The 16,463-nt window shown below is 49.3% G+C and carries 11 protein-coding genes and 1 pseudogene; all 12 read left to right on the top strand.

Annotated elements, in window-relative coordinates; genetic code table 11:
• The first annotated feature begins 74 nt into the window (after positions 1-74).
• Positions 75-1,175: an ABC transporter ATP-binding protein gene (locus AC14M5_RS20830; RefSeq protein ID WP_484031640.1), complete on the top strand. Its 1,101-nt coding sequence runs from the start codon at positions 75-77 to the stop codon at positions 1,173-1,175.
• A gap of 110 nt (positions 1,176-1,285) precedes the next feature.
• The gene (locus AC14M5_RS20825; RefSeq protein WP_484031639.1) at positions 1,286-2,467 is read left to right on the top strand and encodes a sugar ABC transporter substrate-binding protein; all 1,182 of its coding nucleotides are present in this window, start codon (positions 1,286-1,288) and stop codon (positions 2,465-2,467) included.
• Positions 2,468-2,561: 94 nt separating this feature from the next.
• Entirely contained in the window at positions 2,562-3,572 is a 1,011-nt protein-coding gene (locus tag AC14M5_RS20820; RefSeq protein WP_484031638.1) for a carbohydrate ABC transporter permease, read from the top strand.
• Positions 3,573-3,574: 2 nt separating this feature from the next.
• On the top strand, positions 3,575-4,588 hold the full coding sequence (locus tag AC14M5_RS20815; RefSeq protein WP_484031637.1) for a sugar ABC transporter permease: 1,014 nt from the start codon (positions 3,575-3,577) through the stop codon (positions 4,586-4,588).
• 81 nt (positions 4,589-4,669) lie between these two features.
• A complete protein-coding gene (locus AC14M5_RS20810; protein ID WP_484031636.1) occupies positions 4,670-6,268 on the top strand; it encodes an alpha-amylase family glycosyl hydrolase in 1,599 nt (532 codons plus the stop codon).
• A 229-nt stretch (positions 6,269-6,497) separates the two neighbouring features.
• Positions 6,498-8,627, top strand: a complete 2,130-nt coding sequence (locus AC14M5_RS20805; RefSeq protein WP_484031635.1) for an ABC transporter permease subunit — start codon at positions 6,498-6,500, stop codon at positions 8,625-8,627.
• Positions 8,620-9,465 (top strand): carbohydrate ABC transporter permease, encoded by an 846-nt coding sequence (locus AC14M5_RS20800; protein WP_484031634.1) that lies wholly within the window; start codon positions 8,620-8,622, stop codon positions 9,463-9,465. Before AC14M5_RS20805 ends, AC14M5_RS20800 begins: the two co-directional genes overlap by 8 nt.
• 22 nt (positions 9,466-9,487) lie before the next feature.
• Entirely contained in the window at positions 9,488-10,957 is a 1,470-nt protein-coding gene (locus AC14M5_RS20795) for a glycoside hydrolase family 13 protein (RefSeq protein ID WP_484031633.1), read from the top strand.
• A gap of 242 nt (positions 10,958-11,199) precedes the next feature.
• Entirely contained in the window at positions 11,200-14,439 is a 3,240-nt protein-coding gene (locus tag AC14M5_RS20790) for a hypothetical protein (protein ID WP_484031632.1), read from the top strand.
• Between the two features lie 170 nt (positions 14,440-14,609).
• On the top strand, positions 14,610-15,794 hold the full coding sequence (locus AC14M5_RS20785) for a hypothetical protein (protein ID WP_484031631.1): 1,185 nt from the start codon (positions 14,610-14,612) through the stop codon (positions 15,792-15,794).
• 63 nt (positions 15,795-15,857) lie between these two features.
• Positions 15,858-16,262 carry a glycosyltransferase gene (locus tag AC14M5_RS20780; RefSeq protein ID WP_484031630.1) on the top strand — a complete coding sequence of 135 codons (405 nt, stop codon included), beginning with the start codon at positions 15,858-15,860 and terminating at the stop codon, positions 16,260-16,262.
• A gap of 7 nt (positions 16,263-16,269) precedes the next feature.
• Positions 16,270-16,463 (top strand): annotated as a pseudogene (locus tag AC14M5_RS20775) (glycosyltransferase); the annotation flags it as partial.

The raw sequence follows: 16,463 nt of genomic DNA, 5'->3' as shown, positions 1-16,463 counted from the left end.
TAACAAAATCATAGGTCAAACTTGACCTTGTGGTTATAATAAAGTTACCATATTCTTAAGACTGGAGGATTACCATGTCAAGCGTTACGTACAAAAATGTTGTAAAAAAGTTCGGCGACCTGACGATCATCAAGAATCTCAATATTGCAGTGGAAGATAAAGAGTTCCTGGTGCTGGTCGGCCCATCAGGCTGCGGCAAAACAACTGCCCTGCGCCTGCTGGCTGGTTTGGAAGAGATCTCAGAAGGAGAGATCATTATCGGCGATAGGGTTGTGAATGACGTCGCCCCGAAAGACCGCGACATTGCCATGGTCTTTCAGTCCTATGCTTTGTATCCCCATCTTTCTGTTTATGACAATATGGCTTTCGGCCTCAAACTTCGCAAGACGCCAAAGGAAGAGATCAAGCGCCGCGTCAGTGAAGCAGCGGAAATCCTCGGCATTACAGACCTGCTCGATCGCAAGCCGCGCCAGCTGTCCGGTGGACAGCGCCAGCGCGTGGCTGTAGGACGCGCCATCGTGCGTGAGCCAAAGGTCTTTTTGTTCGATGAGCCGCTCTCAAACCTGGATGCGAAATTGCGCGTGCAAATGCGCGCCGAGATCAGCAAGTTACACCAGCGTTTGCACACCACTTTCATTTATGTAACCCACGATCAAACCGAAGCCATGACGATGGCAAGCCGCATTGCCGTGATCAACAAGGGCAATTTACAGCAACTTGATACTCCCCAAAACCTATACGACTATCCCAATAATCTTTTCGTGGCTGGCTTCATCGGCTCCCCCGCCATGAACTTCTTCCCGGCGAAATTAGTGAAAAGCGGCGAGAAGATCATCGTGGATGCAGGCGATTTCAAGGTGCAAATCCCGGCAGCTCATGCCGCGCCATATAAAGGCATGGATGGAAAGAATGTCATCTTCGGCATTCGCCCTGAGAATATCCATGACCCCGAATTCGCGCCTCAAAACATAAACGGCGAAAAAATCGCGGCAAAAGTTGACGTGACGGAATTAATGGGCAACGAAACCCTGCTTTATCTCCTCAGCGGAAAGAATACCTTTGTGGGCCGTGTGGATCCGCGCTCCAAACTGCACGTGGGCGTTTCATCCGATGTCATTTTAGATATGGACAAGGTCCATATCTTTGATGCCAGCACTGAAGAGGCGGTCCGCTAAAATCCCTTGAAAGGAGGTGGTCGGACGCTATCGCAAATCAAGTAACGAGATGTCGATTCACTTTCAGGTTTTGTACGAACGTTCCTAAAAATTTCAAGGAGTAAAAGAGAATGAAAAAGAATTTGCTTGTTTTGTTGAGCGCGCTGATCATTGCGTCGCTTGCGCTCTCCGCTTGTGGTGGTGGCGCCCCGGCCGCTGGTGGTGAAGTAACAGAAGTTACCTTCTGGCACGCCTATGGCACCGGCTCCGCTGAAGAGACTGCCTTGGCCTCCCTTCTCGAAAAAGCCGCGGTGGATATGCCCCAGTACAAGATCAACGTGCTTCAGGTTCCTTTCAACGACGTCTTCACCAAATATGATACTGATGTCGCTGCTGGTGGTGGGCCTGACATGTTCATCGCCCCGAACGATAACCTCGGCGGCCAGGTGCGCGCTGGAACAATCGCCGACATCACCGACCTCGTAGCTGGCAAACTTGGCGACTATAGCGAACTCTCCCAGGGCGGCATGATGTACGATGGCAAAATGTACGGTATTCCCGAATCCCTCAAGGCCGTCGTCTTCTGGTACAACACAGATATGCTCCCCGAAGCCCCCGCTACAACCGACGATCTCAAGGCTTTGATGGAAGGCGGCACACCGGTCGCACTCAGCTTTGGCTGCTACCACCACTGGGGCTTCTTCGGCTCCTTCGGCGGACAAATCTTCGATGACAACTTCGCCTTCGTTGCTGATGATGCCAACCAGGCCAAGGTTGCCGATGCAATCTCCTACCTGAACGATCTGTATCAGATCTCCGTAGAAAACGGCTGGCCTCGCAATGATAGTGATGGCCTGGCTCCCTTCACCGAAGGTACAGTCGCTGCCATTACCAATGGTAACTGGGCCATGGGCGATTATCGCACTGCTCTCGGTGACAAACTTGCCGTAGCTCCGATCCCTGCCGGTCCTGGTGGTCCTTCCAATCCACTTCTCGGTGTTGACGGCTGGTACTTTAACCCCAACAGTGAGAACAAAGAAGCCGCCATTGAGGTAGCTCTCTACCTGACCAATGCCGATGCTCAAACCCTCATGATGAAAGATGCTGGTCACGTCCCTGCCAACACCACCGTCAAAGTTACTGATCCGCTCATCCAGGGCTTGCTCGATGCATTCTCCACCTCATATTTCCGCCCGCAAGTGGAAGCCATGGGTAACTACTGGGGCAACTTCTGTGGTACCGACCAGGTCTTTGATGCCGGCACTCCTGCCGCTGACTGGGTTGCTACCGCCTTTGAAGGCGCTACCAAGTAAGCTTTTGATCTAAACTGTAATCCAGGAGCGGACAGGGGAACTTGTCCGCTCCTTCTTTAGTGATAGGTTGTATTTTCAAGCCAGGAGGTACAAAATGGAAATTGCAAAGTCTTCCAACCGAAAAGCCCAATGGCAAAAAAAATCATTGCCCTACCTTTACCTTTTACCCGCTTTTCTGATCATGGGGGTAATCACATTTTATCCATTGATCTATCAAGTTATCATTTCGTTCACGAATTTTGATACACAACACCTCCTGCTTGGCTTGGATTCCCCAGACCTCCAATTCATCGGCGTAAAAAATTATGTTGATATCTTTACGGCAGCACTGCCTGTCGAAAACTTTAATTTCTTTCGTGTTTTGGAATTCAACTTTTGGTGGGCGCTCAGCAATGTAATGCTGCATGTGCCTGCCGGTGTATTGATCGCCACCCTGCTCAACACAGAGGGCCTGTGGATGAAACGCCTATACCGCGCCATTTTCATCCTGCCTGTTGTTGTGCCGCCATTGGTGGTAGCTACAGTATGGACGAATATCTTCGATGAGCGCTATGGGGCGATGAACCAACTGCTCGCAAACATTGGAACATATCTTGGGCACGTGGGTCCTGTATATATCCGCTGGTTCGAGGAAGTGAGACCGCCCATACCGGGCTTTCTACCTGGAGCACCATTGACCCTGGCATACTACGCCATGATGATCGCAAACTTTTGGCTGGGTTGGCCCTTTATGTCTGTAGTTGCCACAGGCGCGCTGCAAAGCATTCCCAGAGACCTGTACGAAGCCGCCTCCATAGACGGTGCAACGGGCAGCCAGCAGTTTTGGAATATTACGGTCCCGTTGTTGCGCCCGGCAATGATCCCAGCCGCTGTATATGGCTTCACCTTATCCTTTAACTTATTCAATTTCGTCTTCTTCATGACAGGGGGTGGCCCTGCACGCTCCACTGAACTGTTGGTCACATTTGCATATAACCTGGTGCGCAACTTGCGCTGGTATGCAGTAGCCGCAGCCTTCGCGGTCATCATCTTTGTGGTTGCGTTGATCGTATTCCTTATCACCAACCGCATTACCCGCGCCACGCAAAACTACATGGAGGCCTAACCATGAACGCCCCAAAAGTAGAAACCAGCAAAAACCCAATTGTTCGCTTTCTGACTATGAACACCTCCGGGCAAACCAGCGGACGGAGTCTCCCGCTATGGCGGCAAATCCTGCTCCAACTCATCTGCCTGGCGATCCTTGCATCGGTGATGTTCCCGATCATGTATATTTTTACGCTGTCGTTTAGTTCCAAAACAACCCGTCCATCCACACTGCAACTGTTTCCAACTGAAATATCCTTTGTCGCCTATGGGCAGGTATTGGATCGGCCAACCGGCAACCCCGTGACCTTTATTGAGCTCTTGAGAAACAGCATCGTGCTCTCCGTAGGTGTTGGCTTGGCCGCCCTGTTAATCGCAGTCACAGCCGCGTACGCCTTCTCCAGGTTGAAGTTCAAACTGCGAGAAGTTCTTATGATCCTAGTGTTTATCCCACTGCTTATGCCAGCAGTTGGATTAGCCACCCCGCTTTACCTTCTATTAAATAATGTACAGGTAAAGAACTGTGCTGGAGGTGTTGTAGCGGTTCAGCCGTTTACATCCTGTGAAGGCGGAAGCAAAGGCAAGCTGGTTTTCAACCTGCGCGACTCGCTTTTGGGTGTTGGCATTGCCATGACCGCCACCGCGCTACCTTTTGCAGTGTGGAATCTGAAAGGCTATCTCGATACCATTCCAAAAGAATTGGAAGAAGCTGCCGCCATCGACGGCGCTGACACCAACCAAACCTTTTGGCAGATCGTCATACCGCTGGCCGCGCCGCAGCTTGCCGTTACATTCTTCCTGGGCTTTATCGGTCACTGGCAGGAATTCGTAACCACCTGGCTCTTCCTTTCTCAACCCAAAGACTACACCCTCGCTATGACCCTCTACAACATGACCGGTCAATACGCCAACAGCGTCCCTTGGAATCGCTTTGCCGCGATGGCCGTTATCGTTGCCCTGCCTGTTGCCATAGTTTACATCGGTTTGCAAAAACAGATCGTCGGTGGCCTCACCACGGGCAGCGTCAAAGGTTAATTCAAAAAAATTACACAGATCATTCCTCTTCCTTCTTTCTGCAAAGAGACGAGAGAGGAAATTTTTTGCCCCTGGATACTCATGCTTAAACGGATTTTCTCCACGCTGCTGCTTTTATCTTTTTTATCAGCCTGCGCTCCCACCCCGCCGACAACTGACTCTGCTCAAGAAGCCACTCAGCCCCTCGAAACAGAATCAGCCAACTGGTGGAACGAAGCGGTCTTCTATGAAATATTCGTCCGATCATTTTATGACACTGACGGAAACGGAATCGGTGATTTCAACGGCATCACCCAAAAATTGGATTACCTGGAATCACTTGGCATCACAGCCATTTGGTTGATGCCCATCCACCCGTCTCCATCCTATCATGGCTATGATGTAACAGACTATTACGCTGTCAACCCTGAATATGGCACAATGGATGATTTCAAAAACTTGCTGGCCGAAGCGCACACACGTGATATCCACATCATCATTGATCTGGTACTTAACCACACGTCAAATCAACATCCCTGGTTCGTTGAAGCCAACAGCGATCCTAAATCAAAATATCATGACTACTACGTATGGTCTGAAACTGGCGAGGGAGATGGCGGCTGGCATCCGGGCAATCAGGGATATTATTTCGGCTTATTCTGGGAAGGCATGCCTGACCTGAACTATAACAACCCCAATGTGACCGCAGACATGCTAAAGGTAACCAGCTTCTGGTTAAAAGATATTGGCGTGGATGGCTTCCGCGTGGATGCCGCAAAGCATCTCATTGAAGAGGGCAGCAAGCGCGAGAACACCCCCGCCACACACGAATGGTACAAAGGATTTTATAAAGCATATAAGGAACAGAATCCGCAAGCCTACGCGATTGGTGAAGTATTTGGAGCGGGATCATCAGTTGTAAAATCGTATACGGGCAATCAACTTGACCATATCTTCAACTTTGAAATGTCCAGCGGATTCGTGAACAGCGTCAATGGCGGCGCAAACTCAGGCGTAACCAGCGCATTCAAATTCGCCTTTCAAGATATGCCCGATTTTAATTATGGGACTTTTCTCACCAATCACGACCAAAACCGCGCCATGTCGGTATTCAATGGAGATACAGGCAAGACAAAGGCTGCAGCAACATTATTGCTCACTTCCCCTGGCACTCCGTTTATCTATTATGGTGAAGAGATCGGCATGGCAGGCAAAAAACCAGATGAAGATATCCGCACGCCCATGCAATGGTCAGATACAGACAATGCAGGTTTCACCACAGGCACACCGTGGCATATTCCAAATGCAGATTACGTGACAGTTAATGTTGTTACACAAACTGAAGACCCCAACTCACTGTTAAATCATTACCGCACATTGATAAAACTCCGCAAGGAAAACCCAGCTTTGCTTGCAGGTAATGCCGTTTTGATCGAGACAAACAACCCTGCCATATTTGCATTGTTGCGTAAGAGTGACAGTGAAAGTATTCTGATCGTCATCAATCTGGGAGATGAACCAGTGACAGACTATTCATTGAGTTTGGAACAAAACATACTCATCGATGGAGACATCACGCCATCATCTCTTATCGATTCCACACAAGCTGAATCGCTGGAAATCATAAACGGGCAATTCATCGACTATAAACCAGTCAATGAATTGTTACCGTACGAGACCTACATCTTCACCCTCAAATAAACATGTCTAATATTCTGACCTTGCCTACAATTTCCAAAAATGCAACTTTGAAGTTAGGTAGGATTCAGCCACCGTCCTCGGCGGCGTTTTCTGAGTAAATCCTGCGCCGAGGACGGCGCAGGAAGCAACCACTAAGCATGAATAATATTTTAATCTTGTCTGCAATCTCCAAAAACACAACTGTGAAGTGCTGATACAATCCTACACATAATTCCGCATTCGGGGCCCAATGAACAAACCCTTTCGCACGCTCCTTTATCTCCTTTCCGTCCTGCTGGTTTTTGCAGTCGCTTTTGGATTACGCACCTACGCAGCCAACAACCTGTCTATTGACTATGACGAAGATGATTATTTGCGTGCGGGACAGGAATTCGCGCATCTCATCCAAACTGATAACTGGTCTGGTTTTCTGGAAACGAATTACCGCCCTGAGCATCCGCAGCTTGCAAAGATCATGTTCGGGTTGAGCATCCTCAGCCTGCGCGAAGAACCCTTGATCGCAGATGTTCCTATCACAGCCGCCCCTGCAAGAAATCTCCCACCTGACCTGTTAGCAGCAGCGCGAAAAATGTCTGCGCTGTGGGGATCGCTCACTGCGATGCTGCTGGCGCTGATCAACCCGTTGGGAGGCCTGATTCTTGCTGTTCATAGTTTCACCATCAAATATACATCCCAGGTCATGTTGGATGGTTTCGCTTCCCTGATGAGCACAGCCACGGCATTGACGTATTATCTTTCCAAAAAGAAAAACGGAAAATCCAAAACTGCCCTGCTGGTTACATCAGCCGTCTTTTTGGGGCTGAGTACATCGTCCAAGTATTTGCATTCAATGGTTGGTCTTGCAATTCTAATTGACTGGCTGCTCTCTGCCATACAATCCAATGAAATAAAAAAATACCTTAGGGATGCTCTGCTATGGGGATTGCTCTCTCTGGCTGTCTTTTTTGTGTTCAATCCGTTTTATTGGCCTGCTCCGCTGGAGCGCATTCAGGTTACGTATGAGGCAGTCAGCGCCACGGCTACGAACCCAAATGTAATAAAGGCAAACCTGCCCGTGTGGCAGCCACTGATACATCTATCCTCTTCAGTGCCGCGTTTCTGGAATGAAGAGGGTTTCCTGTTTCGGGTGGACGGAATCATTTTTGTTCTCGCCCTGATTGGAATAGCGGATACATGGCGAAAGAATCGATTCATAGCCATCTGGTTCTTCGTGGGTATATTCACCCTGCTCGTGTGGCGCACAAAATGGGCACAATACATTCTTGTCGTAACAACTCCGCTCTCGTTTATTGCGGCAGAGGGGATAAAGGCAACAGGCAGGAATGCTCTCCAATGGTGGCAGAGCAGGCATCAGCGGCGGGCGGAAGCGGTAAAACCATCCCGCAAAGAAACTGTGAGTGCCATCCCCTGGCTTATCCCAGGCTTAATCGCCTTTGCGGCTCTTACGATTTTTCCCCTGCTATTTCAATTCGCCATCTCAGTGATCGGCCTGGATGGCAGTACACTGCGCGATGGTTTTCAAGGCGGAATCTGGCGCGAGTTTTGGGGCGGAATAACGGGACAGATAAAACTAAGCGATTATGTGGAAGATTCTAAAGTCCACTTTATCGGCTTGAATGCATATTCCGAAATTTTCAGTTGGGTCGGCGGAACTGGGTTACCATTCTTCAACACGATGTGGACAATCATCTCCGTGGCGCTGCAAACTGTGCTGGGCATTGGTGCGGCGCTTTTACTTTGGCAGCGTGATATCAAATTCCGCCGAGGCTGGCAGGTATTATTCATTCTGCCGTGGGCAATCCCCGAAGCCATCGGCACCATGCTCTGGCTGAACGTCTTCGCACCCATATCAGGCTGGCTGAATCTGGCAGTGCAAAAATTTGGCCCTACTGTTCTTTTCAACATTTTTAAAGATTGGGAGCACAGCCCGAATATGTCGTTGGTTGTTTTACTTATCGCGGCACTCTGGTATGGATTCCCCTTTATGATGCTGGCCGCCAGTGCAGGCCTCAAACTGCTTCCACAGGAAGTATACGATGCCGCATCCATAGACGGCGCTAGTGCCTGGCAAACGTTTCGCTACGTTACCTGGCCGCTTCTCATACCCTTGGTTGTGCCAGCCATTATCATCCGCGCCATCTTTGCATTCAACCAGTTCTACCTGTTCCAGATGTTTTATTTTGTAAACCCCGATTTCACCATGTTCACTCTCGCACGTCTTTCCTATTTTTTCGTTTATGATGCGAGGTGGTTCACGGGTTCAGCCATCGTCAATATTATTACCATTCTCTTCCTGACCGTATTCATCATCCTGTTCAATCGCTGGAGCAAGGCAGGGGAAGGAGTGACCTATGCATAGAAAGATGAAGCCGTTTCAGCAGATCCTATCCCAGCTTGTGCTGGCAGTGATCGGCTTATACGTCATCATCCCTATTTGGGGCATCCTGCACCTGGCCTTTGACGGCTCCATTAGGAATCGCCCAACTGAGTTTCACTGGTTTCCAAAGGAGTTCAGCATCCAGCCGCTTCTAAGCGTGTTGGATCGGCCTTATCAATCTGTCTCATTCATGACGCTGTTTCAAAATAGTCTGATAGTATCCAGCAGCGCCGCCCTCATTGCAGCCGTTCTTAGCATCAGCCTGGCATATGCCTTCGCTCGTTTCCGCTTCCCGGGCCGACAGCGTGGGCTTTTCCTGATCTTGTTGACCGCGGTTCTGCCCCCCGTCGCATTCACTACACCACTGTATCTTCTGCTCGGTTGGATGCAAATCCGTGCAACACTTATTGGGCTGATCATTGTGTATGCTGCATTTGCCATGCCATTCTGTGTATGGAACTTACGCGCTGCCTTCCAGTCCATTCCAAAAGAACTGGAAGAGGCCGCCTTCCTGGATGGAGCAGGATACTTCACCTCTTTCTGGCGCATTACTCTGCCACTGGCAACACCTTCAATTGCAGTTGCCGCGTTGATCGCCTTCCTGATGGCTTATTCTGAATTCACCATCGGCTGGTTATTTGTCGAAAAGGCGGAAACCGTCACACTTGCTATGTCCATCTATGCCATCCTTACTTCTGGCTCGGCCCAACCCTGGAGTCAGATCGGGTCGCTTGCCATCTTGATGTCTGCACCTGTTGTTGTCATCTTTCTCATCTTCCAACGCACCCTGCTCGAACGGATGATGTTTGGTTCCACATAAACTTTATAACTGAGGCTAAAACATGAAAATCCCAACCTGGGTAAAAGATGCGATCTTTTACCAAATATTCCCAGATCGATTCGCGAAGAGCGAGCACAACCCTGCAAGCAATTTACCATTCGAAGCCTGGGATTCCGCGCCCACGCACCATGGTTTCAAAGGCGGTGACTTATATGGTGTGATCGAAAAACTGGATTACTTGAAGGAGCTAGGCATCACCGCGATCTATTTCAACCCGGTCTTTGCTTCTGCCTCCAATCATCGTTATCACACCTATGATTACTACAATGTCGATCCACTGCTCGGTGGGAATGAGGCGCTCAAGAAATTGATAAAAGAAGCCCACAGACGCGAGATTCGCATCGTATTGGATGGAGTATTCAACCACGCCTCGCGAGGTTTCTGGCAATTCAATCACGTGCTGGAAACAGGCGCGGCCTCGCCCTATCGTAATTGGTTTCATTTCGATGAAGAAAGATTGAATGGGAAAAAGCATTGGGGAGCCTACCCAACCCATCACGAAGAGCAGGCCTTGAAACATGAGGACAGCCTCACCGCCATTGGCTACCGTGCCTGGTGGAATTTGCCAGCGCTCCCAAAGTTCAATACGAAAACACCTGCGGTACGAGAATTTATTTTCGATGTTGCCGAGTACTGGGTAAAGTTTGGCATTGACGGCTGGCGGCTGGACGTGCCCGCCGAAATTGATGATGACGAATTCTGGCGCGAGTTCCGCCGCCGCGTGCGTGCGGTGAACCCCGATACCTATATTGTCGGCGAAATCTGGCATGAGGCGCAGCGCTGGCTGCAAGGTAACCAGTTCGATGCTGTCATGAACTATCTCATCACAGGAGTTTCCTTAAGTTTCTTTGCGGCGAATCATCTAAACATGAACGTGATCCAGCACACAGGTGACCTAAAGCATCGGGTGCGCCCGATGAATGCCCATGACGCCGCAAACGAATTGGAACGCATTTTGAATTTATATCCGCAGGAGATCACCTTTGCCCAACTTAACCTGCTGGATAGCCATGATATGCCCCGTTTCCTCTCCTGCGCCAGTGGAAATAAAGATGCGCTCAAACTCGCCTGGCTATTTCTGTTCACGATCCCCGGTGCGCCCTGCATTTACTATGGTGACGAAGTCGGCGTGGATGGCGGGCACGACCCTGAATGCCGCAAGTCTTTTCCGTGGGACGAGAAAAAGTGGGATAAAGATCTGCTCGCATATGCCAAAGCCTGCACTTCCCTGCGGACAGAACACGCAGCCTTGCGCAGAGGTGAATACAAACGCATCCATGCCGATGGCGAGGTGATGGCATTTTCACGAACATACAAGAATGAAACGATCATTATCGCTTTCAATGTCTCCAGCGAAGAAAAGATATTGGAACACCAACACGCCAAAAAGCCACAGATCCTTTTCGGGAATCCGCTAATTACGGGAAATAAAATTACCATCCCTCCACGCAGTGGAATTGTGATAAAGTAGGAATGTAAAAGTCAGATAATCAACCTGGCTTTTTAAAGGGAGCACTCAAAGTTTGTTGGTGTAGGCTCGAAGCCGCCGTCCTCGGCGGCGTTTTCTGAGTAAGTCCTGCGCCGCCCGCAGGAAGCAAACTGAGTCAGTCACAACTCTGGCTAGGCAAGTTACGCGATACTCTGTAATTAGGCATGAAAAAGTGAAAGCTATTGGCGGTTCAAATTTCTGATCTTGCTTGATAGGAGAGCGATATGTCCGAAAACGACCCCCGCACGCCTGAAGAAATTCTCAAGGAACTTTTCTCAAACCTGCAAAGCGATGATGATGTGGTTGTCTTGCAAGCCCTCGCATCTTTGCAGGACCTAAATTTCAGCAGTGAAGCTATTCGCCGTCAACTTGAGAGGCTTTCACTTAAAAGTGGCAACAAGGATATTCGCCAAGATGCGCTTGCCGCACTCAACCTGCCCGCACAACGCAATGTATTGAGCCGCTTTAATAAAATAAGCCGTGGTGAGCGTTACGCCCTTCTACAGGAAATCAATGATTGGGAAAAAGATGGTTTGCTTGAAAACCAAAACGCGGATGTGATCCGCCGCCGCTACGATTTTGACTTTGCATCGCAACCTGCAACCAGCGCTCAGGATGCGCCCAAGATTAGGGCTGTGCCTGGGGCAGTTTCTCAGGCTACTGAAGCCCCAGCACCCGTCGCGCCACCCACTCCAGCTCAGCCTGAAGGCCCTCGCCCAACTTTGATGCAAACGCTTCTTAGTGAAGCCAGCATCAAAATATATCTTTACCTCGGCGCCTTCTTTGTGATCGCCTCTGCCGCGATCATAGGTGCGGTGATCCCTGAACTGCGCCTGCCCATACTTATTATCGGCACAATCATCTTTGGCGCGCTGTCGATTGCCATAAAAAAGAGACTCCCCCAGCCAAGTTTTGCGCTCTTCATCGTTTTTTCATTTCTCCTGCCGATCACCGCGAACACCATTGAAGAAACGCTTCACGAGGCACTCAACCTCAGTACGGCTTTCAGTGCAGGGTATTGGGTGTTTGTTTATTTCATCATGGCGGTCATCTGGGGTGGCAGCACCTGGTTATACGTATCACGCCTATTCAGTATCACCGCTTTTATTTCGCTTGTCCTCGCGTTCCTCCGCATCGGTGATATTTTCGATGCCGAGCCAGAATTTTATACAGTCATGACGGGCTTGGCCGCCCTCATAGGGTTGGCTGGTGTGTGGCTTCTCAAAAAATGGAAAGACTCAAATTTCGCGCTCCCGCTCTTCGCGACCGCACAAATATTACAAGTCGCCATCCTGGTTTCCTCCATTTCGATCTTTGGCATAAATACTTTCGATTCTTCCAACCCGCCACTTTGGCATCTCGCAACCCTCATTGCCTGGGCATTTGCTTTTGGTTTTTACATCCTCTCTGATATATTATTTCCATTTCTATTTTTTCCGTGGCTTGCGGCGGGTACGCTCATTCCGATGCCGTGGTTCATTGCCGCCGCTTTTGAACTCGAAAGTCTGGGTTCCACCATCCTCCTATTTGTTTGGGCGGCAATAGCATCCATAGCCAGTGAAGCATCACATAGGTTTGATGCAAGCCGCAAATACAGCCTGCCTCTCCTCCTGGCCTCCATGCCATCTTTTGCCCTCGCCATCATCAATGGTTTTGTTTACAGCACTGCACTAGGGATGATCGCTGCTTTCGGCGTCGCGCTTATTTACACAGGCTTGCACCTGCTGCGCACGCGCTGGTGGTTGTGGACACTGGCATTATTCAGTTTCATCATCGCTTACTTTGCCTTCTTCGAGCTTGAGTTCATGCAAAAACTGGATATCTTCTTTGGCTATCCAGTGCTCGGGATCAGCATTCTCTTCCTGCTGCCAGACCTGTTCCTGAAAAAAGATTTGACGGCAAACCCGGAGTGGCGGCTGCCTCCGCGCATTTATGGCGCGCTATTCGCTTTGTATACAACCCTCGTGCTTCTGCTCCAAAGCGAAGCAAACCATGTTGCAATTTGTTTCGCAGCTTACACATTGTTCTTTGCGGCCTATGCTTTCGCCCAGCGTAAAGCCATCTTTGGCTATCTCCCTGCTGCGTATCTCCCCTTAACCATTATTTTCGCCCTTGAATATTTTGACATTGACGCCTGGCTTCCCGCTCTCACAGCGCTGGCCGTTCTCTATTTCGTCGTTGGTCTTGCAGTTCGCGCGAAAGAAACATGGTCTTTCATGCTTCGTAATAGCGCGCTTGCGCTTGGTACATTGATCTCATTCGCCGCGCTCTTTGCCCTCAAAGAAACAGGCGGATGGTATGCGCTTGTCATCGGCTTGCTCTTCACAGCTGAAACGTACCTGCGCCACAATGGGCTGTTTGAGATCGGCACACCCATCATGTTCAACATCGGCGCCTTCCTCATTCTGCGTGATTTAGACATTGACCAAGTGCCCTACCACCTACTCGTCTACAGCGGCCTGTGGCTAGTCTCCGATTTGATCAGCCATCTCGCGTTCAAGGACCCACGTCCGCTTAAGTGGTTTGTGCGCGGGACTGGCGCAATCCTGGCGTTCTTCAATTACGGATTCCTATTCTTTGAGAATGACACTTCCATCGCCATGGTCGGATTCGGAATCTACACGCTTCTTTTCCTGATCGTCAGCCTGCTCTATCGCCAACCAAACCTGTTCTACGCCTTTACTGCGACCCTGCCACTTTTTGTCACATTCGTATTCCGCGAATTTGACATTACCAAGTGGATTCACCCCGTCATCGTCATTGCAGTGATGTATTACGCTACGGGATACGTCCTTCGCGCCATGAAACGTTTAACAGGCTGGGACGCAACCCTGCTCTACAGCGGGCTTGGGCTGGGAGTCGTTGTCTCGTTGGCCGCACCAGCTATCGGCGGATTGGATGCGGCGATCCCCGTCGCGATAGCCGCCACGCTTTGGGCGGCTGAAGCCTTCGCAAAGAGAAACGCCTGGCTGGCCCTTCCCGCAAATGGTTTGTATCTGCTGGCGTATTTCATCATCCTCTTCGAGTTGAAGGTGGATGAGCCGCAGTTCTATTCGATGGGCGCGGCTTTGCTGGGGTTGATCCAACATTACCTGCTGGTGCGCGCGGAAAGCAAAACGGGCGCGTTCATCATGGGCATGCTTTCGCAATTTGTTTTGCTTGGCACAACTTATATTGAGATGGTGAACAAAAACGAATTGGCTTATTTCTTCGTGTTGTTCTTCCAATCGCTGGCGGTGCTGATCTATGGGCTGGTCATCCGCTCGCGCAGCCTCACCTTCTTCCCAATTGGATTTGTTGTGCTCGGCGTGATGACCCTGGTCTACAGCGCATTGAAAGGCCCCGCGGCCATCGTCATCATCGGCTGCACTGGCGTAATCCTGCTGGCGCTCGGCATTCTGGCCGTGCTTATGCGGGAGAGAATTACGAAACTTAGCGAAAGGCTAAGCGATTGGAAGGCATGAGGTTGGACGACGGACGATAGACGGTGGACAATGGTTTATTGTCTGCGGTCTTGAAGCAAAATGCCCATACTATAATTTGCTCACTCGGCTTTAATCTTTTGCCCGCCCATAAGCAGTTATACAGACGACAACAGTCTAACCCTAGTTAGGTGGCTTTCACGCTTTTTCCTATGTATATTCTAGACTTTCTCAAAGGGTTTCCAAATTTACCACGAGCAGAGGATATAGTTTCATTTGAATATCGCTTGCTGTGCAGTGGTGTGATCTACAACAACCGTGTTGTCACTGCAGATTGGAGCAAAAGTGATGCTACTCGAATTCTCTTGAATTCACCTGTCACTCTCATTGTTAGTAGCCATCCATTTGACGAATTCCCACAAGAGCTTGCCCTGCGCTTTTCAGCTCCCTTAGTTAGGGAAGAATATGGGCAATCTACATCTATGTTTTATCCAGATGATGATATAGCGCGAGATTTTGCTGCCCTGTTGACACTTCTTTGTCGGCGTCTTATTACGGTAGCCACAAAAATACGAGAGGGCTATCCAAAGCAACGTCTTGGTGAGCCTCCTTTTCTTCAAGATTGGCCTATTGGTTTTGTGAAATCCCTTAAGCCGACTCATTGGAAATACAAACCTTCTACATTTGTTTACGGCCCAGAGGGAATTTCTGAAATTACTGACTACAACCCTTCCCCGCTTGGTATAGACCCAACACGGCTAAAACATTTATTAGCAAGTATTTCCCAACACCCGTTCGCTGAGAGCATTATTCTTAGCGCTAGACTTTATTCTCTTGCACTTCAGCAACTTGAACAAGATATTGATATTGCATATCAGTTGCTTATCGCATCTATTGAGACTATGGCAAATAGTTCATTGAAAAACTATACTCCTACTGAAGACGAAAAGATTGAAGTCAAGAGATCTGTGGCAAATTTAGCAAAAGAATTTGGATTGTCAGACGAGCAAGCAAACTTACTTGCGATTGAAGCATGCCGAGGCATCCCATGGGCATCGCGCAAGTTTGCTAAATTCATTGTCGACAATACAAATGACAAGCTTTGGGAAGAAGATGATCTATTTAAATTACCAACTTCACTTTCTCCCAAGAGGGAAGATTTCGTGTCTGTTTTAGACATCATTTACAGCGCTCGCGGGAAGTTAACGCATAGTGGCCATCCCTTTCCTCCAGGTTCCGCGATTGGAATAGGACCAACAGCACCATCGAGAGCTTTCATGAGTGTTTTTCAATCATCAAAGCTGTTTCCCCCTATTGTCTGGTTTGAACACGTAGTAAACAATGCCATTAACGGGTTTATTGAGAATACACTACAAACTAATGTGGATCAAGAATAAGAAGTTGCGGGTTCCAGCGCCACCTAATACAGCATGCAGTGGCCTACACTCTAAATATTTTCTGTGCACATAACAATTCTTGCTCTTGGTTCGCGCGGTGATGTTCAACCATATGCCACACTCGGCAATGGTCTGAAATCTGCTGGGCACCAAGTTCGTTTTATTACGTTTGAGAGTTTTGCTTCTCTTGTTGCCGAAAACAAACTGGATTTTCACCCTATTCAAGGAAACGCCCAAGCATTAGTCGCCAACGGAGGGGCTGATATGCTCGGGCTTGTGCGATCTTTTGGTTCTCTTGCAGAAGGCTATGCCCGCGATCTCTCTGCACCTCAGTTGGGTGAAACAGACCTTATCATTAATCAATTGCCAGCGGGTTTATATGGCTTTGACCTGGCAGAAAAATATGGCACAAGCGGCTGTAATTCCATTGGCTCGTACCAAGATGTTTCCTCTCATGGGATTTCCTAAACTTCCCATGCCAGGCTACAACAAAGCAACTTACTATCTGGGCGAACAAATCGCATGGCAAATGTTTCGTACTGCAATTAATCGTTGGCGTAAACAAACCCTTAATCTCCCTGCACTACCGATAACAGGCTATTTTGCACAATTAGGAACGCGCCAGATTCCAATCGTGAATGGATTTAGCCAGCATGTGGTTCCGCGCCC

It is taken from the genome of Candidatus Villigracilis sp., from assembly GCF_057083605.1.
The sequence above is the reverse complement of the archived record's forward strand: the minus strand, read 5'-3'. Positions and strand labels throughout refer to the sequence as shown.